The organism is Pseudomonas sp. BGI-2, from assembly GCF_004310295.1.
Taxonomy (GTDB): Bacteria; Pseudomonadota; Gammaproteobacteria; order Pseudomonadales; family Pseudomonadaceae; genus Aquipseudomonas.
This window is the reverse complement of the sequence record NZ_SISB01000022.1, coordinates 89,271-107,461: the sequence shown is the minus strand read 5'-3', so window position 1 is coordinate 107,461 and position 18,191 is coordinate 89,271. Positions and strand designations below refer to the sequence as shown.

At 57.9% G+C, this 18,191-nt stretch carries 16 protein-coding genes; 11 read left to right on the top strand and 5 right to left on the bottom strand.

Features of this window, described 5'->3' with window-relative positions; all coding sequences use genetic code 11:
* Positions 1–301: GDP-mannose 4,6-dehydratase (locus EYC95_RS16535; RefSeq protein ID WP_131061315.1), on the bottom strand; the 301-nt coding region annotated here is incomplete at its 3' end.
* Positions 302–476: 175 nt separating this feature from the next.
* Between EYC95_RS16535 and EYC95_RS16530 the strand changes: the two genes are divergently transcribed.
* From EYC95_RS16530 to EYC95_RS16515, 4 genes are all read left to right on the top strand, one after another.
* Complete coding sequence (locus tag EYC95_RS16530; protein WP_131061314.1) at positions 477–3,389, top strand: aminotransferase; 2,913 nt, start codon at positions 477–479, stop codon at positions 3,387–3,389.
* Between the two features lie 296 nt (positions 3,390–3,685).
* Positions 3,686–4,564 carry an N-carbamoylputrescine amidase gene (gene aguB / locus EYC95_RS16525; RefSeq protein ID WP_131061313.1) on the top strand — a complete coding sequence of 293 codons (879 nt, stop codon included), beginning with the start codon at positions 3,686–3,688 and terminating at the stop codon, positions 4,562–4,564.
* Between the two features lie 4 nt (positions 4,565–4,568).
* On the top strand, positions 4,569–5,675 hold the full coding sequence (gene aguA / locus EYC95_RS16520) for an agmatine deiminase (RefSeq protein WP_131061312.1): 1,107 nt from the start codon (positions 4,569–4,571) through the stop codon (positions 5,673–5,675).
* Positions 5,676–5,920: 245 nt separating this feature from the next.
* Positions 5,921–6,133 carry a hypothetical protein gene (locus EYC95_RS16515; RefSeq protein ID WP_131061311.1) on the top strand — a complete coding sequence of 71 codons (213 nt, stop codon included), beginning with the start codon at positions 5,921–5,923 and terminating at the stop codon, positions 6,131–6,133.
* Positions 6,134–6,377: 244 nt separating this feature from the next.
* On the opposite strand, the gene EYC95_RS16505 is transcribed toward EYC95_RS16515, so the two are convergent.
* Positions 6,378–8,468 carry a TonB-dependent siderophore receptor gene (locus EYC95_RS16505; RefSeq protein WP_131061309.1) on the bottom strand — a complete coding sequence of 697 codons (2,091 nt, stop codon included), beginning with the start codon at positions 8,466–8,468 and terminating at the stop codon, positions 6,378–6,380.
* A gap of 252 nt (positions 8,469–8,720) precedes the next feature.
* On the opposite strand from EYC95_RS16505, the gene EYC95_RS16500 reads away from it, so the two are divergent.
* The 7 genes from EYC95_RS16500 to EYC95_RS16470 all read left to right on the top strand — a co-directional run bounded on the left by EYC95_RS16500 (position 8,721) and on the right by EYC95_RS16470 (position 13,782).
* Entirely contained in the window at positions 8,721–9,392 is a 672-nt protein-coding gene (locus EYC95_RS16500) for a DsbA family protein (protein WP_131061308.1), read from the top strand.
* 17 nt (positions 9,393–9,409) lie between these two features.
* Entirely contained in the window at positions 9,410–9,805 is a 396-nt protein-coding gene (locus EYC95_RS16495) for a nuclear transport factor 2 family protein (RefSeq protein ID WP_131061307.1), read from the top strand.
* Positions 9,806–10,045: 240 nt separating this feature from the next.
* Positions 10,046–11,332 (top strand): OprD family porin, encoded by a 1,287-nt coding sequence (locus tag EYC95_RS16490; protein WP_131061306.1) that lies wholly within the window; start codon positions 10,046–10,048, stop codon positions 11,330–11,332.
* Positions 11,333–11,563: 231 nt separating this feature from the next.
* Positions 11,564–12,313, top strand: coding sequence for a 2OG-Fe dioxygenase family protein (locus EYC95_RS16485; RefSeq protein WP_131061305.1), 750 nt, complete (start codon positions 11,564–11,566; stop codon positions 12,311–12,313).
* A gap of 46 nt (positions 12,314–12,359) precedes the next feature.
* On the top strand, positions 12,360–12,773 hold the full coding sequence (locus tag EYC95_RS16480; protein ID WP_178083839.1) for a GNAT family N-acetyltransferase: 414 nt from the start codon (positions 12,360–12,362) through the stop codon (positions 12,771–12,773).
* Complete coding sequence (locus EYC95_RS16475; RefSeq protein ID WP_131061304.1) at positions 12,770–13,486, top strand: AzlC family ABC transporter permease; 717 nt, start codon at positions 12,770–12,772, stop codon at positions 13,484–13,486. Before EYC95_RS16480 ends, EYC95_RS16475 begins: the two co-directional genes overlap by 4 nt.
* Positions 13,465–13,782, top strand: coding sequence for an AzlD domain-containing protein (locus EYC95_RS16470; RefSeq protein ID WP_131061303.1), 318 nt, complete (start codon positions 13,465–13,467; stop codon positions 13,780–13,782). Before EYC95_RS16475 ends, EYC95_RS16470 begins: the two co-directional genes overlap by 22 nt.
* On the opposite strand, the gene EYC95_RS16465 is transcribed toward EYC95_RS16470, so the two are convergent.
* The 3 genes from EYC95_RS16465 to EYC95_RS16455 form a co-directional block, all read right to left on the bottom strand.
* On the bottom strand, positions 13,699–14,625 hold the full coding sequence (locus tag EYC95_RS16465) for a LysR family transcriptional regulator (protein ID WP_131061302.1): 927 nt from the start codon (positions 14,623–14,625) through the stop codon (positions 13,699–13,701). The two genes, EYC95_RS16470 and EYC95_RS16465, sit on opposite strands and share 84 nt — an antisense overlap.
* A gap of 427 nt (positions 14,626–15,052) precedes the next feature.
* A protein-coding gene (locus tag EYC95_RS16460) for an IS3 family transposase (RefSeq protein WP_131061318.1) occupies positions 15,053–16,605 on the bottom strand; the annotation gives its coding sequence in 2 pieces (ribosomal slippage) (positions 15,053–16,143 and positions 16,143–16,605; 1,554 coding nt in all).
* 228 nt (positions 16,606–16,833) lie between these two features.
* Positions 16,834–17,991 carry an AAA family ATPase gene (locus tag EYC95_RS16455; protein ID WP_131061301.1) on the bottom strand — a complete coding sequence of 386 codons (1,158 nt, stop codon included), beginning with the start codon at positions 17,989–17,991 and terminating at the stop codon, positions 16,834–16,836.
* Between the last annotated feature and the right edge of the window lie 200 nt (positions 17,992–18,191).

Here is an 18,191-nt window from a genome sequence, read left to right as displayed (position 1 = left end):
TATTGGTCTGAATGAAATCCGACGGACCGTCGATGGAACGGTCGACGTGGGATTCCGCCGCCAGGTGCATGATCGCGTGAGGCTGAAAACGTGCCAGTACCGCGCTCACGGCTGCCTGGTCGACGATATCGGCCTGGACGAACTCGTAGCGGGTGTCGGTGGCAATGCTGGTCAGCGACTCGAGATTGCCGGCGTAGGTCAGTTTGTCCAGATTGAGCACTTCATGCTCAGTATGCCGAATCAGGTGGCGAATCAGGGCAGAGCCAATGAAACCGGCACCGCCGGTGATGAGAATACGCATGTTGGCCAGCCTTTTTCTGTAAGACGATAAAGCGAATGAGCATAGCTTGTCGGCAGGAGCAGGGCGGTGCAAGAGGGTTGTTGGTCGTATTTGGCTTTTGCCGCGCCGACGGGGGTTGATTATCGGTCGATGCAGTGGCGATATAAGTGCCTAATAAAATTTCAGGGGTCGTTGTATGCCACTTGCCACGTTGATTCACCGCGCCAGTTTGCCCAGCCCGCAAGTGTCTGCGGAGCAAGCACTAGAGCTGCTGGAGGGGCATTACGGGCTGAGTGGAAAATTACACGCTCTGGGCAGCCAGCAGGACCTCAACTTTCGGGTCGACAGCGACCGGGGGCGTTTCGTCCTGAAAATCTGCCGGGGCGACTATTCGGCGCTGGAGCTGCAAGCCCAGCATGCCGGGATCAAGCAGTTGGGGGAACACTCCGGCGTGCATGTGCCGCGAGTGATTCCCTCCAAGAGTGGTGCAGACCTGCTCACGCTGGAAGTCGGTGGGCAGGCCCTGCATGTGCGCCTGCTCGATTACATCGAAGGCCAGTCGCTGACGCACCTCGATCATCTGCCCGGTTCGGTGGTGGCCGGTTTCGGTCGGCTCTGCGGCGAAATGGACCTGGCGCTGGCCGCATTCGAGCATCCGGGCCTTGAGCGCACACTGCAATGGGACGCCCGCCACGCCAACGCGCTGATTGGCCATTTGCTGCCAGTCATCAAGGATGACGCGCAACGCCGGTCGATCGCCGAGGCGGCCGAACGGGCCGAGCGGCATTTGCAGCCGCTGGTGGATAAATTGCCGGTGCAGGCGATTCACATGGACATCACCGACGACAACGTGGTCTGGCAGCGGGACTCGCAGCGCGAGTGGCAGTTGCAGGGCGTGATCGACTTCGGCGACTTGATCCGCACCTGGCGCATTACCGATCTTTCGGTCACCTGTGCGGCGTTGCTGCATCACGCCGGTGGCGATCCGTTCTATATCTTGCCGGCGGTCCAGGCTTATCACGCCGTCAATCCGCTAACCCACGAAGAGCTGCTGGCGCTGTGGCCGCTGATCGTCGCGCGTGCGGCGGTGCTGGTGCTCAGTGGCGAACAGCAAGTCAGCATTGATCCGGGTAATGAATACAGCCGCGACAACCTGACCCACGAGTGGGAGATCTTCCGCGTTGCTACGTCGCTGCCGCTGGAATTGATGGAAGCGGCGATTTTGACGTGCGTCGGCCAGACACTGCCGAGCATTGGTAGCGAAGGTTTCGCGCCGTTGCTGCCGAGCCTGGTGGGGCGTGAATTTGCCTTGATCGATCTGGGCGTGCTGAGCCCGCATTTTGAAGCCGGTAACTGGGAGCAGGAGGGCGTTGATCAGCGCTTGCTGACTGAAGCAGCGGCGGCTCACGGTCTGGCGGCCAGTCGGTATGGCCAATATCGTTTGTCCCGCACCCGACCGGACCGCGCCGCCGAGCCCGACACGTGCCCGTTGCACGTGGAGTTGCGCGTGCCAAACGGCACGGCGGTCGAATCGCCGTTTGCCGGTGTGGTTCATCAGCCGGCGGTGGGGGTTCTGCAACTGGACGGTCCGCAATTGAGCGTGCGGTTGTGGGGCGTGACGCCGTCGCTGCACACCGGCGCAGCGTTGGTCAAAGGTCAGGTGCTGGGTGCGGTCAGCGGGCCGTTGATTGTGCAGTTGTGCCGAGGCGCTTCGTTCAATGCGCCGTTGTTTTGCACGCCGTCTCGCGCACTGGCCTGGCAAGCGTTGTGCCCATCACCGGCGGCGTTGCTGGGGCTGGCCTGCGATGCTGAAGCAGAACTCGATTCGCAGACATTGCTGGCGCGCCGCGACGCCAGTTTCGCGCGGACCCAGAAGCACTATTACGTCGACCCGCCGCGCATCGAGCGCGGCTGGCGCAATCACCTGATCGACATGCAGGGCCGTTCCTACCTCGACATGCTCAACAACGTCGCGGTGCTTGGCCACGGTCATCCGCGCATGTCGGCGGTGGCCAGCCGTCAGTGGTCGTTGCTCAACACCAACTCGCGTTTCAACTACGCCGCGGTGGCCGAGTTTTCCGAGCGCTTGCTGAAGTTGTCGCCGAAGGGCATGGACCGGGTGTTCCTGGTCAACAGCGGCAGCGAGGCCAATGACTTGGCGATTCGTCTGGCATGGGCTTACAGCGGCGGTCGCGACATGCTCAGCGTGCTGGAGGCCTATCACGGCTGGACGGTGGGCGCGGACGCGGTCTCGACGTCGATTGCCGATAATCCGAAAGCCTTGAGCAGCCGTCCCGATTGGGTGCATCCGGTGACCGCGCCGAATATCTATCGCGGCGAATTCCGTGGGCTCGACAGCGCGCCGGACTACGTGCGCAGCGTCGAACACAACCTGGCGAAAATCGCTGAACAGAAACGCCAGTTGGCCGGTTTCATCTGCGAACCGGTGTACGGCAATGCCGGCGGGATCTCGCTGCCACCGGGTTATCTGAAACAGGTCTATGCGCTGGTTCGCGCGCAGGGCGGCGTGTGTATCGCCGACGAAGTTCAGGTCGGTTACGGGCGCATGGGCAACTTTTTCTGGGGTTTCGAAGAGCAGGGCGTGGTGCCGGACATCATCACCATGGCCAAAGGCATGGGCAACGGCCAGCCGCTGGGCGCGGTGATCACCCGCCGGGAAATCGCCGAAGCGCTGGAGGCCGAGGGCTATTTCTTCTCGTCGGCGGGGGGCAGTCCGGTGAGTTGCCAGATCGGCATGGCGGTGCTGGATGTGATGGAAGAAGAAAAGCTCTGGGAAAACGCCCAGGTCGTGGGTGGCTATTTCAAGGAGCGGCTTGAAGCGCTGATCGATATTCATCCGCTGTTGGGCGCGGTGCATGGTTCCGGCTTCTACCTGGGTGTCGAGCTGATCCGCAACCGGGACACCCTTGAACCGGCGACCGAAGAAACCACGGCGCTGTGTGATCGGTTGCGGGAGTTGGGGATTTTCATGCAGCCGACGGGGGATTATTTGAACGTGCTCAAGATCAAACCGCCGATGGTGACCTCGCGGCGGAGTGTGGATTTCTTTGTCGACATGCTGGCGAAGGTGTTGGATGAAGGGTTGTAAGGCTTGAGATCGCCTTCGCGGGCAAGCCTCGCTCCTACAGAAATTGCGCGATTTCAAATTGACGCATGACCTGTAGGAGCGAGGCTTGCCCGCGGAGACGTCCTCAAAAACACCGATTGTTATCGGGTTTAAGTGCTTTAAATTAGACGTACGGAAGAATAATCGTTTTGAAAGCCGATTTTTATCGGCTATAAAGTCGCCATTGCTCACGGCGTGACTCATCACGCCCGTGCTTCCCGTTTCTGTCATCGGTCGATGCCACCCTCGACCCACAGCACTTGCCCCGGAGATGATTCATGAGTCGTATCGTTACCGTCGCCGCCACCCAGATGGCCTGTTCCTGGGACCTTGAAGCCAACCTCGAGACCGCTGAGAAACTGGTCCGTGAGGCCGCGGCCAAAGGCGCGCAGATCATCCTGATCCAGGAACTGTTCGAGGCACCGTACTTCTGCCAGAAGCCGAACGCTGATTACCTGCAACTGGCCACGACGGTCGAAGACAACGTCGCCATCAAGCACTTCCAGAAAGTCGCCAAGGAACTGCAAGTGGTGCTGCCGATCAGCTTCTATGAGCTGGCCGGCCGCGCGCGTTTCAACAGCATCGCGATCATCGATGCCGACGGCAGCAACCTCGGGATTTATCGTAAAAGCCACATCCCGGACGGCCCTGGCTACCACGAAAAGTATTACTTCAACCCGGGCGACACCGGCTTCAAAGTCTGGAACACCCGCTACGCGAAAATCGGCGTGGGCATCTGCTGGGACCAGTGGTTCCCGGAGTGCGCCCGCAGCATGGCGTTGCTGGGTGCGGAAATCCTGTTCTACCCGACCGCCATCGGCAGCGAGCCGCACGACAAAACCATTTCGTCCCGTGACCACTGGCAACGTGTGCAACAAGGCCATGCCGGCGCCAACCTGATGCCGCTGATTGCCAGCAACCGCATCGGCAACGAAGAACAGGACGGCTACGACATCACGTTCTACGGCTCGTCGTTCATCGCCAACCAGTTCGGCGAGAAGGTCCAGGAACTCGATAAAACCGAAGAAGGTGTGCTGGTGCAGAGCTTCGACCTCGACGAACTGGAGCACATTCGCAGCGCGTGGGGTTCGTTCCGCGATCGTCGCCCGAACCTATACAATGCGATCAAAACCCTCGACGGTTCCCTGGAGTCCTGATCGCATGACCACTTTAAACAGCACCCCGCGCGCCGACGGCTTCTACATGCCCGCCGAGTGGGCGCCACAAACCCAAACCTGGATGATCTGGCCAGAGCGCCCGGACAACTGGCGCCTGGGCGGCAAACCCGCGCAAGCCGCGCACGTGGCCGTGGCCAAAGCCATCGCCCGTTTTGAACCGGTTACCGTGGCGGTCTCCGCCGGCCAATACGAAAACGCCCGCGCCCGCCTCGACGTGCCGAATATTCGTGTGGTCGAGATGTCTAGCGATGACGCTTGGGTTCGCGACACCGGCCCGACATTCGTCATCAATAACAGTGGCGAAGTCCGTGGTGTGAATTGGGACTTCAACTCGTGGGGCGGTTTTGATGGTGGCTTGTATTCGCCGTGGAATCGCGATTCGCAAGTGGGTGGCAAGATCCTCGAGATCGAGCGCAGCCAGCGTTATCGCACCGAAGGCTTCGTGCTTGAGGGCGGCTCGATCCACGTCGATGGCGAAGGCACCCTGATCACCACCGAAGAATGCCTGCTCAACCGCAATCGCAACCCGCACATGAACCGTGCAGAAATCGAAGCGGTACTCAGCGCCCATCTGGCTGTGGATAAAATCATCTGGCTGCCGGACGGTCTGTTCAACGACGAAACCGACGGCCATGTGGATAACTTCTGCTGCTACGTGCGTCCGGGCGAAGTGTTGCTGGCCTGGACCGATGATCCGCAGGACCCGAACTACCCGCGCTGCCAGGCGGCAATGAAGGTGCTGGAAATCAGCACCGATGCCAAGGGTCGCCCATTCACGGTGCACAAGATGCCGATCCCGGGGCCGCTGTATGCGACCGAGGAAGAGTGCGCTGGCGTGGATCCGGTGGACGGTACTCAGGAGCGTAATCCGACCGTTCGTCTGGCCGGCTCCTACGTGAACTTCCTGATCGTCAATGGCGGCATTATCGCGCCGAGTTTCGACGACCCGCTGGACGGTCCGGCGAAAGAGATTTTGCAGGGTCTGTTCCCGCAGCACGAAGTGGTGATGGTGCCGGGCCGCGAACTGTTACTGGGAGGCGGCAACATCCACTGCCTTACCCAACAGCAACCGGCGCCGCACAAGGAGTGAGTGGGGTTGTAACAGCCTGAACCGGTTGAAAAATCACTGAGGCTCAAGTTTATCCCCGCCGTTAATCAAGAAGCCCGCAGCCCCAAAGGACTGCGGGCTTCTTTGTATCCGCTTGTCGACACTTGAGAAACATTGGCACAGCTCTTGTATCTCTCAAGGTGTAAAACAGGGAGGGGGAGGACTGCGATGTTCTGTCATAAACCTTGGATAAGTTAGCCGCTCACGAACCAGGAGAGAGCGCTGAAATGATCGCCGAAGTGAACGTAGTGAGCGAGCGGGCGTTGCATCCCCTGGCAGTCAATAGCGAATCGCTCCAGGTCCTGGCGCACTGGTTGAAGTCCAATGGAACGCGTCAGATCAGAGAACCTGATCCGCGCCGGATGATGATCGAGCGTTACCCCGCTGGTTTGTTCAGCGAGGCGGAACTGGAAGCGTTGTGGGATGTGATGGAAGGATAAGAAGAAAAAACAAAGGATTGATAAAAGCGCTGCCGGGATGGCGGCGCTTTTTTATGGGTGATGGTTTTTGTGTGGAATACGGGCTCATCATCACGATTGAACCCTGTGGGAGCGGGCTTGCTCGCGAAGGCGGTGGATCATTCAGCATCGATGTCGACTGAACTACCGCTTTCGCGAGCAAGCCCGCTCCCACAGGTGATCGGTGTGGACACATTGTTTGTGGTCCACACCGGTGAATTGATACTTAGAAGCTGTAGGTCCCAGTCACCACGAGGCTGCGCGGTTCGCCGGGTTGAATCTGTGCTGCGCTGGTGGCCGACGAGTAATAGGTCTTGTCGCTGATGTTGTTCAGTGCCGCGCGCAAGTCCCAATCCTTCTGCCGGAACCCGGCCAGTGCATCCCAACGGCCATAACCCGGCAGCACAACGGTGTTGAGGTTATCGGCATAACGCTGGCCCACCAGGGTCAACCCGGTTTCCGCATACCAGCCCATTTCCGGTTTCCAAGTCAGGAACAGGCTGCCGTTGTGCTTGGCTACGTTGCTGATGCGTTTGCCTTCAAAGCCGTTGTTGTCCTTCTCGACCGTCGCGTCCTGCACGCCCACGCCGCCACGCACGTACCAGTTACCGGCGATTTTGCCGGTGCCGGTCAGCTCGATGCCACGGGAACGTTGCAGGCCCGAGAGCAACGTGATGGTCGGGTTGAGCGGATCGCTGGTGCGGCGGTTGTAGAGTTCCAGTTCGTAGATCGCCAGGGTGGTGCTCAGACGGTCGTCGAGCCAGTCGCTCTTCACGCCGATTTCCTTTTGCTTGGTCAGCTCCGGGCTCAAATCGTTGCTGTTGCCGGCAACGCCCGGCGTGATGCCGATCAAACCGCCACCCACCGGCGAGAACGTCTTGGTCCAGGACGCATAGAAGGAGTGATTCTGCAGCGGCGTCCAGACCAGGCCTACACGCGGGCTGGTGCTGTGGCTGTCACGATCTTCGGAAATGTTGCGCAGCTTGTTGGTCGATTCGATGTCGAAGGTGTCGTAGCGCAAACCGGCCAGCAGTTGCCATTGATCGTTCAGGCGCAATTGATCCTGTACATACACCGCACGGCTTTCGACTTCGGTGTGGTTGTCGCTGGACACCTGCATGCGCCCGGTATGGCGCAAATCGCGATTCGGGTTGTACAAGTCCAGCGCCGGCACTGGTGAGCTGCCCGGTCCGGAAGTGGCCGCGTTGTACAAGGTCGGATCGCGGCGCTGGCTGCCAGTCTCGATGCCGGTCAGCAGGCGATGCTCCAGGCCGAAGGTATTGAAACCCCCTTCCAGTTCGACGTTGTTATAGACATTGCGGGTGGTCAGATCCTGCTGCCAGTGCTGACGCGTGACCTTGGTGGCCGGGGTGTAACCGGTCAGGTAAGTGTTGTCGAAATCGCTGTCGAGCTTGAACACGCCCAGGGTGTGGCGCAGCTGCCAGTTGTCGCTGAGTTCATAGCTGAGTTTGGAGCGCAGGGATTGCGACTTGTCGTCGATGAAGTCGTGCTCGCTGCCGTAGGTCGTATCGCGTCCTACGTCTGCCGGGCGCCCGTTGACCCTAGGGATGCCGCGATCCGGCGTACGGTTGTAGCGGCTGTATTCGTACTGCACCAGCCAGTTCAGGTCCGGCGTCAGTTGCCAGGTCATCGACGGCGCGAACAGTTGGCGGTTGCCGCTGACGCCATCGCGGAAGCTGTTCTGATCCATGTTGCCCATGTTCAAGCGCAGGCTGATGTTCTCCGACGGATCGGTGCTGAGGTCGGCATAAAGGCTGCGCAAATCATCGCTGCCGCCTTGGGCTTCGACGGTCGAACGACGGCCGAACTCGGGCAGTTTGCTGACCCGGTTGACGATCCCGCCCTGGCTGCCACGGCCGTACAACACGGCGGCCGGGCCCTTGAGGACTTCGATACGCTCGATGTTGTGCAAGTCGCGCACGTATTGGCTGTCGTCACGAATGCCATCGAGATAGAAGTCGTTGCTGGCGTCGAAACCCCGGATGCGCAGGCTGTCGAAACGGGTGTCGGCGCCGCTGCTGACGTTGGGGATGCCGCTCAATGCAGTGCCCAGATCATTGGTGCCGTAATCCACGACGTTCGCGGTTTTAATCGAATCGATGGCTTGAGGCACGTAGCGTACCGGTGTTGCGGTGCGGGTCGCGGTGCTGGTTTCCTTCACACGCGGGTCTTCGGCTTCAGCTTCGGCACTGATCGAGGTTTCGGGTAAAACGGTGGTCGCGGCGCAGGTGAAACCGGCAGACAGGAAGGCAGAAAGCCCAAGGGTTACGGGCGTAAGGCGGAAGGGGGCAGGCATCTGAAGCGCATCCGAAAGGGTGGAAGAATTCGAGGGCGCGAATGGTAATGCTTGTTATTTGCTTTAGTTAATTATTCTTGAAAAGTTCCGTTGTTTGATTGTTTCGAGTTGTGTCGAGATTTCTACAGAATCTCGGTGAGATCATTCGCCCGATTCCTGAAACAGTCTGAAAGCTATTTCAGCGTTTTTCCGCAACGGTCCGAGGATTAGTCTGCCGGCACTGAGTTTTCCTGATGGTTGCCGGAGTCTCCTATGACCCTTCACTACATTTACGACCCTTTATGCGGCTGGTGCTACGGCGCCAAACCGCTGGTACAAGCCGCCCAAGGCGTGCTGGCGGTAATCGCCCACGGTGGCGGGATGATGAGCGGCGCCAGCCGCCAAACCGTTTCCCCAAAACTGCGCAACTACGTGATGCCCCACGACCGACGTATCGCCGAGTACACCGGCCAGCCATTTGGCGAAGCGTATTTCGAAGGTCTGTTACGCGATGAGACGGCCGTGTTCGATTCCACGCCGCCGATTGCTGCGGTGTTGGCAGCCGAACAGATTGCGGGCCGTGGACTTGAGTTGCTGGGGCGTTTGCAGACGGCTCATTACGTGGAAGGTAGGCGCATCGCCGATGAAGCGGTGTTGTTGGAGCTTGCCAACGATATCGGCCTCGAATCTCAAGCCTTCCAGATGGCATTCAAAGAAGCCGAAACCGATCGCCATATAAAAGAGAGCCGCGCACTCTTGGCCAAGGTCGGCGGACAGGGTTTTCCGACCTTCGCCCTTGAACAGGATGGCCAATTCACCCTGGTCGATATCGGACCCTGGCTCGGCAAGCCTCAAGCGTTCGCGCAATGGTTATGCCAATCGCTTCCCGCACAAACCTCGTCAGCCCCCGTACCAGCTTGTGGCATCGACGGCTGTGCCCCTTGAATTCATCCGGAGTCACCATGGACAATCTGAGCCTGATCAAAAGCACCTACGAAGGCGCCAACGCCCAGGAAAACGCACGCAACACCGCTGCGGCCCTGGCCGCTGATGCCCGCTGGACCGAGGCGGCAGGCTTTCCTTACGCCGGCACCTACGTCGGTTTCGATGCCATCGTCGAGAACGTGTTCAAGCGTCTGGCCACTGAATGGGACGATTTTCAGTTGAAGATCGAGGACTACGTAGCACAGGGCGACAAGGTGTTTGCGTACGGCAATTACAGCGGAATCTACAAGGCAACCGGCCTTCCGATGAACGCTCGCGTTGCGCATTTGTGGACCCTGGCCGATGGCAAAGTCACGCACTTCGAACAGTTCGTCGACAGCCATACGGTACAACTGGCGATCGCTGGCAAGTAATTGCTTAGACGATTGTCAGCTTTTCATAGACGATTCATGAAATTGACACGTCGTTAAGGGCGCGGCTAGCATTCGCCCAACGCCTGTGGCTAACCGCCATGACTCACAAAATAATAAAAAGGCCCGCCACGATTTTCTCGTGGGCGGGCCTTTTTGTTTTGGGGTGAAAAAAGAGTGCGATAGCGCCATTTCAGCCGTTCGACACAGCGCGTATCAACCGGTAATAAGGAAAAGAACAAAATGTTGAATAAGCGAATCAGCCTGATCGCTCTGGGGATGTTGAGCGCTACACAGGCCATGGCTAACGACCAGGCCGAATCCAAGGGATTTGTTGAAGACAGCAGCCTCAAAGTGCTGATGCGCAACGCCTACATCAATCGTGATTACAAAGATGGCAACCCGGACAAAGCCGAGTGGGGCCAAGCGGCCATCGGTACGTTCTCGTCCGGCTTTACCCAAGGCACCGTCGGTGTCGGGGTGGATGCTTTCGGTCTATACGCATTGCGTCTGGATGGCGGCAAGGGTCGCACCGGCGCTCAAGGCATCGACTTCTTTAAAAAGGGCGACAGCGGCAACGCGGCTGACGACCTGTCCAAGGGCGGCGCAGCGGTCAAATTCCGTCTCTCCAGCACCACGCTGACCTACGGTGACCAGATGCCGGCCCTGCCGGTTCTGAGCTACGACAACGGGCGCCTGCTGCCAGAAAGCTACACCGGCACCTTGATCACCTCCAAGGAGATCAAAGGCCTGGAGCTGAACGCCGGTCGCTTCACCGCCGAATCGCGCAAAAGCGCTGAAGGCCGTGACAGTGGTGGCCTGAAGTCGATCAACGTGTTGGGTGGTAGCTACCAGTTCACCGAACAATTCAAGGCTGCGGTCTACGCATCCGACGTCGAAGACGTGCTGAAGAAGCAATACGTGAACGCCAACTACGTGTTCCCGATCGACAAGGATCAGTCCCTGACCCTGGACTTCAACGGCTATCGCACCAAGCTGGATGATTCCTACGTCCGCGAAAACGGTCTCACCGGCGACGACAACAAGATCTGGAGCCTGGCAGCGACCTTCGCCACCGGCCCGCACTCGTTCACCCTCGCTCACCAGCGCAGCACCGGCGACAGCAACCTGGGCTACGCCTACGGCGGTTACCAGAAAGATCAAGGTCGTGTCGGCGACGGTGGCAATACCATCTACCTGGCAAACTCCTACTGGTCCGACTTTAACGCCGAAGACGAACGCAGCTGGCAGTTGGGCTACGGCCTGGACTTCAGCACCTTCGGTATTCCAGGGTTGAGCTACAACTTCGCCTACGTGCGCGGTGACAACATCACCACATCCACCAGCGAAGGCGGCACCGAGCGCGAAATCTTCAACCAGTTCAAGTACGTCGTGCAAAGCGGTCCGGCCAAAGACCTGAGCGTGAAACTGCGCAGCTCGATCCTGCGTGTCTCGCAGAAATCCAGCGAGTACAACGTCAGCGGTAACGAAGTGCGAGTGTTTGTGGATTATCCGATCAACATCTTCTGATGATCGATTGAGTGTTCAACACTCGATAAAAACCCCGACTGGTTCGGGGTTTTTTTTCGCCTGACAATCATTGAAAAAAGCATGAAACGGCCATTTTCGATCATAAAAAGTCGAATTAAAGCAACGTCATGCTTCGTTTCAAGCAGCGCTTGATATGCCTCAAATTCTTTCTCATGGACGTAAATCCTGTGCTCTCTAGATTAGGCTGCTAATTGCACGGAGATTTTTAAAATGATCGTTTTGAACAGAGAAGTGGGCGAATCGCTACGGCGCGACAAATATGTCAACGTGCAGGGTGGTGACTTCAATCTCTACGGTCATTTCGCCGACTTCGTCAGACTGACTAAAAGTTGGGAAAACATGGAACCGGACAGTTACTACGGTCAGGCCGAGGCGGGCATGCGTTATCGTCGCTACAGCGATTTCGAGTACAACCCGGTCACGCGCGACCTGAAACAGCTGGAACACCGCGCCTATGTTCAGTCCAAGGCCAACAACAGCTACGTCGGCGGAATGGTGCGGCACTTTCAGGACTTCTCTGACGAGATCATTAATTCACCGGTGATGCGCAGCCTGATCGACACCGACTTCGAAGTGTACAAAAACGTTTTGCCACCCGAATTGCACGAGGAAATCTGGCAATGCCAGATTCATCAGATCCGCATCGAGATCAAGCCTGGCAAACAACTGGAAATCACCCCGGAAGGGATTCACTGCGACGGTTATCCGTTCAGCGGCGTGCACTTCTGGGGACGCAATAACGTTGAAGGGGCGGAGAGCCGTTTGTACGAAGCTCAAAATCAAGAGCAAGTGGCATCGACGACCTACGAGGAAATCCTCGACACCACCTTCTTTCTCGATCGCGACATGCGTCACTACGTGACACCGGCACGCAATACCCATTCTCACGCCATGGCGTACCGGCAGATTCTGGCGATCTCTTTCTCGCGGCCCGGGACCGCTTTCGACATTGTTCGCTGAACAGTACAACACCGTGGACAGCCTCGCCGAGTGCCCTGCACCGGTGATGCTGCGGCGCACCACGGCCAAGGATGCACAGCGCCTGGAACGCTTCTTTCGGCAATTCGAAGAAGTGTCTTTCTGTGAATGGCAGGACGCCAAATGCCTGCGCGGTGTGCTGGTGCAGAAGACCACCACCGCGTTTATCGCACTGGATGCCAGCGGCGAAATCGTCGGCGCGGTGTTGGGCGGAATGCTCGGCAGTCGCGGCACGATCAACCATTTGGCAGTGAGCCCGTTGTATCGCAGCCAGGGTGTCGGTCAACGACTGGTTGAATCCGCGTCGGCCGATATGAAACGCGTGGGCGTGCTGCGGATGTTCCTGTTTGTCGACGATGCTAACCTTGCCGGCCAACGCTTTTGGAGTGCCCAGGGTTTTTGCGAACCGCGCGGCGAAAGAACATTTGAGAGGGACCTATGAATGAGACCTCCAGCAGCCAGCCGCTGATGGTTGAACCGCACGCGTCGCGCACCTTCGCCGAGGCCAGTCCGGTAGTTGCGGGTTACTTCACGGTGTCGTTTGTGTTCGGATTGATGGCGGTGAACGCCGGGTTGCCCGTGTGGCTGCCGGTCGCCATGTGCCTGTTCGTCTATGCCGGCGCTTCACAGTTTGCCGCCCTGGCGCTGATTTCCAGCGGCGCTTCGCTGACCACCATCATCCTCACCACGTTTCTGATCAATGCGCGGCACATGCTGATGTCGGTCTATATGGCCAAAGCGTTGCAGGCGATGGGGCTCAGTCGGTTTGAGCGTTGGTGTTACGCGGGCGGGCTGACCGATGAGTCGTTCGCCTTTCACAGCGTCAAGTTGGGCAAGGGCTCGCCCGTCAACGTGCGTTACCTGATCGGTTTCAATCTGTATTGCCACACCTCGTGGGTGCTCGGCGGTTTGCTGGGGGCGATTTGTGCGCAGTACGCGGCGCACTTGATCAAGTATCAGCTCGACTACGCGCTGACCGCGATGATGCTCTACGTGCTGGTGTCGCTGTGCAACACACGTAACAAGCTCATCGCCGCACTGGCCGCCGTCGCCTGCATGGGCGCGCTGAGCCTGGTCGGCAGCTCGCCTTTCAACGTATTTATCGCCACATTCGTGGGCTGCGGGGTGGGCGTATGCCTGACCAAACGTTCCTGATTCTGGTCGTCGCGCTGATGATGGCCGTGACCTTCCTGCCGCGCGCGTTGCCGCTGCAAGTGAACACCGACCATTGGCCGCCCTTCGTCGCCCGAGCGCTGGAATACCTGCCGGTGGCGATCGTCGCTGCAATCAGCCTTACGCCGTTGTTGATCAAGGATCAGCACGTGCAGCTCGATCGCCCGGAATTTTATGCCGCGATTCCGACGTTGTTATGTGCGTATTTCAGCAAAAACCTCTTTCTCTCCGTTGCGGTGGGAACGGCTGCGTACATTGCGCTCGGCTCGTTCATATAGCGGGAGGTCGACCACATCGTGCAAGGCCTGACCCGACAACTCCGGATTGTTGATCGCCAACCGCACTTCGAGGGCATCCTCGAAACCGGGGAAAATGGTCAGGCCGTTACGCTGGGCCGCATCCCGCGAGACCATGCCGAGGCCGTCCATTTGTGTGATCAACGACAACGTCAGGGTTTCGCTGCACGAGTAAACCATCCGATTGCCCGACTCGTAATTGCCCAGACCGGCATCGAGAAAGCGCAGGAAGCTGTGGGAATACGGACAATCGTCCGCCGGACGCACCTGAAACTTGTTGCCGAGCAACACCAGCGGATCATGTTCCTGACCGCAATGCGCACCGACCACCTGTACCTGGACCTCCGGCAGGATGATGCTGGGCAACCCCGGCTTCTGCGGGCCGATCAGCACCGCCAGGTCGAAGTCTTCATTCTTCAGCTTGCTGAGGTTTTCCATCGACTCGGCGTAGCTGAACTCCAGCTGATAGTCGGGAAACACCTCAATCAGGCGTCCGATCATTCGCCGATTGAAGTCAGCCGACAGCGTCGTGTTCAGCGCCACCTTTAGCGTACGCTGCCCAGGCACCTTCAGCGCGGCCACTTTTTCTTCCAGTTGCCGCGTGGCGACCAACACCTTGTCCATGTAAGGCGTGAGTTCCGTGCCTTGCGGGGTCAGGGTCAACCCCTTGTTGGAGCGACGAAACAACCGAAAACCGAACTGCTCTTCGACCTTGTTCAACTGCGCGGCCAACGCCTGCACCGTTAAACAGGAATGCTCTGCCGCCGCCGACAAAGAGCCGGTCTGCACAATGCGCATCAGGTTGCGTAAGGTTCTGCTATCCATTGGGTAATGCCCTCTAAAGTGGGCTGGCTATTGTTGAGTACCTGGCCGGTTGGGCGATACGTGCTGGCTATAATCCTGCACATGAACACGCTTGTCCCGAGTTTAGTAGCGAAATGATGCTGCGTCCGATGGCTGGAGGCTTACATAGAGTCGAGGTTTTTGGGGAGGAATGGGTGATCAGGGTCAAAAAAATGCTCGGACCGAGAGGTTTGGGCATTTTTTTGGTTGGAAGGGACGGCATTGCGGGGGTTCAGTTGTGAGGGCTCAGTGAGATTGTCCGGTTTCGAAACGTTTTTGTGCAAAAAGCCAGATTTATGATCGTTTTTGAGCAAGTAAAATCGTTTTTATGCGTTTGGGGTCAGTTCGACGGTGCCCCAATTCAACGGCGGCAGCATTTTTCAAGGTAGTTGTCGCGTCAACCGTTCAACTATGCCGCTCTTTTCTCGTCCTGCTGCTCCCGATCCGGATTCAGCATCACCGCTCCTATCGGCTCCCAGTTCCGCGTCTGGCCTGACCAACGTTCCGGGCTTTTCTTGCGCGCTCGCTGGTACAGTTCATGCTGCCGCGCCAGGATCTGGTGGTCCAGCCCTCGATGCCGCTCAGCCGGTGTCACGAAGCGGATCCGGCTATGCCGGTGCTCGTTGTTGTACCAACGCATAAAATCTCTCACCCAAGCGCGTGCGGCGTCCAAGCTGGCAAAACCCTCCTGCGGCCATTGCGGGCAATATTTCAGTGTTCTAAACAGCGACTCCGAGTACGGATTGTCGTTGCTCACTCGCGGTCGGCCACGGGACGGCGTGATGCCCAGGTCGTACATCTTGCTCAACAGCGTCAGCGATTTCATCGGCGCACCATTGTCCGAGTGCAGCACCAGCGGCTCGTGTAAACACTGCTCGCCGATCACGCTGCGTTGCAGCAGCGCAGCCGCTTTTTCGCCGCTTTCTTCTTCGTAAACTTCCCAGCCCACGGCCTTGCGGCTGTAAATATCTTCGATCAAATACAGGTAGTAGTACTTGCCGCGTATCGGCGACGGCAAATACGTGATGTCCCACGACCACACCTGATTGGGCGCTTTGGCGACATGCGTTGTCGGTGCCGCATGCCGTCTGGGTCGCTGACTACGGCCCCGATGATGTTGCTGACCGGCTGCACGCAGGATGCGATAAAACGTCGCTTCCGACGCCAGATAACGCCCCTCGTCAGCCAGCCTCGGTACGATCTGACTCGGCGGCAAATGGGCATACGCCGGGCTGTTACACAGCGTCACGATCGCTTGTCGTTCGATCTCGCTCAACGCATTACGCGGCGTGGGCCGCACGGTGGTTGTGCGGGCATCGGCTTGAACATCCTCACTCTGCGTCCATCGCTGCAAGGTTCTGAGCGACAGCCCCACCTCCTGGCACGCTCTGATTTTTCGAGCACCGGCCACGATGGCTTCGATCAACCAAGCCACCAACAACTGCCGTTCCGGCAAAGAGGTCAGGTGTCCTCGTTGTCGATCCCCCAGTAATCGTTGAGCTTTTTTCGCAGCACCAACAACGCGGCGGTCTCGGCCAGCGCCTTGTCTTTACGCAGCAGTTCGCGCTCAAGTTGCTGAATACGTTTCTTGTCCTTGCGAGACTGTTCGCGGTCGACCTTTTGTTGGTTCTGAACACTCTGCTGCCCCGTGATACAGGCTTGGCGCCAGGCGCTGACGTGTTCGGGGTACAGACCTTTTCGTCGGCAGTACTCACCCAGTTCGAGCTGCGACAGACCGGCGGTTTCAAGGACGACAGCGAACCGGGCTTCAGCAGACCAGTTCTCGGGGAGTGGCTTGTCTTCAGGCACTGCGCTTCCTTCAGAACTGACCTTCTTGCGCCAGTTGGACAAAGACATTTCGCTAACCCCTTCACGCCGGGAAACCTCGGCCATCGTCAGGTTCAGCGGGGGAAGCAGCATCTTGAGTAATGCGGCTTTGCGTTCAGGTGAATAGTACGGCACGACCAGTCTCTTTCCGCCCCCGATATGCTTTTTCAGGAAAATTCGGAGAGGCGACAACTATCCTGACACCGGGGGCTACATCGAATTCGAGTTCTCAGGCCCGGTCGCTGAATTGGCAGCGACGGTTTGAAGTTGGCTTGAGGGGGAAGGATGCGCAATCGTGGCTAGGTGGTGGCGTGGGCGTGAAACCACCTGGTCTTCAAGCAACGGTATCGGCGCTCCAATCGGCTAGCTAGCTTCAATCAACGCTCGTTCTTCCAACCAAATCTCCTGAACAAACTGGTCCGTAATCGCATAAATTCCATGCCCGCGCCGCATGATGATGTTCTCAGCAACCAGCGCAATCACCACCGGCTGAATCTCTTCTACACGCACCTCCCGGCCCACAGTCTTCGAATACTCAGCTGCAGCATCGATGGAGAAAATACCCCGAGCATCGCCTTGCGTAGACGCGATTTTGTTGAAAATAGCCTGAGCCAGGCTGCCTAACAGCTCCACTTTTTCAAGTTCGATGCTGGCCGCCGCCGAGCGCAATGTGCTGGCAATAACCGGTAGGAAAAGATCAGGGTCACCTTCTTGCTGCATGAGTTGTCGCAACGCTTTGAGCATTTCCTCGGGCCGGTTTCCCAAGGTATTGAATGCTTCGATGGCGACTTCGAGTGAAGGTAGCTTTTCTTTCTTCACCGTCGCAGCGAGCCGGTTAAGCAAGTATTCAACGTAATCCCCTTTCAGTACCGGATACGCTGTCGATGTCGCACCAGAAAACGCTTGGTTCCTCTTTGCCGTGAGTTCGCTGACTTGCGCCCTGTGCGATCCCGTTCCAATAAATAGAAAGTAACCTGGTGTACCTGGTCGAGGATTGATCGCATCGCGTGCAGCTTTGAGTGCCAGAAGCAGCTGATTACCATCCTCGGAAGAAATGGCGTGCTGCACTTCGTCGATGATCAGCACCAAGTCGGTTTTTGCCTGATCAACAACCTCTGTCAGCGCCTGCGCCAGTGTTGGCCCACCTGGGTTTCCGATGCTGTCGAGTTTGAAACCAAACTTGAATCCAGCAACGCCTACATCAGCACCGCTGACGCGCTTGAGCATTTCGAGCAAACCGGAGCCGGGTGTTTGGAGCTCCTGCAGGGTTTTACGGATGGCGTCATGCACCAGTGTCGCTGGATTGGCCAGCGTGTCACTCCATAGGTCGACGTAAATGACCAGAGCACCCGCATCTTCCAGCGCAGGGATCAGGTCGCTCCTCAGGAATGTCGTTTTACCAGTTCTGCGCAGGCCGGATAAAAACAGACCTGAGCGCAAACCTTCATCGAGAACGCCTGGATTGAGAAGCTGGTTCGCCATCTCTTCGGCCAATTCAGGGCGCTGAAAAATACTGCTCATGCAATTACCTCTTTTTATGGATACGCCATAATTATTGGCCAACCATAATTTAGCATAAAGGTTCAAATACAGCCTGAAGCCAGTGTGATCGCTGTTTCTGAGGGTTTTTTGAGCGGAGAAGGAATGCTGACTGACATGTCGCTTGGCAACGACATACGAATGATTGAGCTGAAAGGGAGTTTCGACGCCTAGCAGGCGTG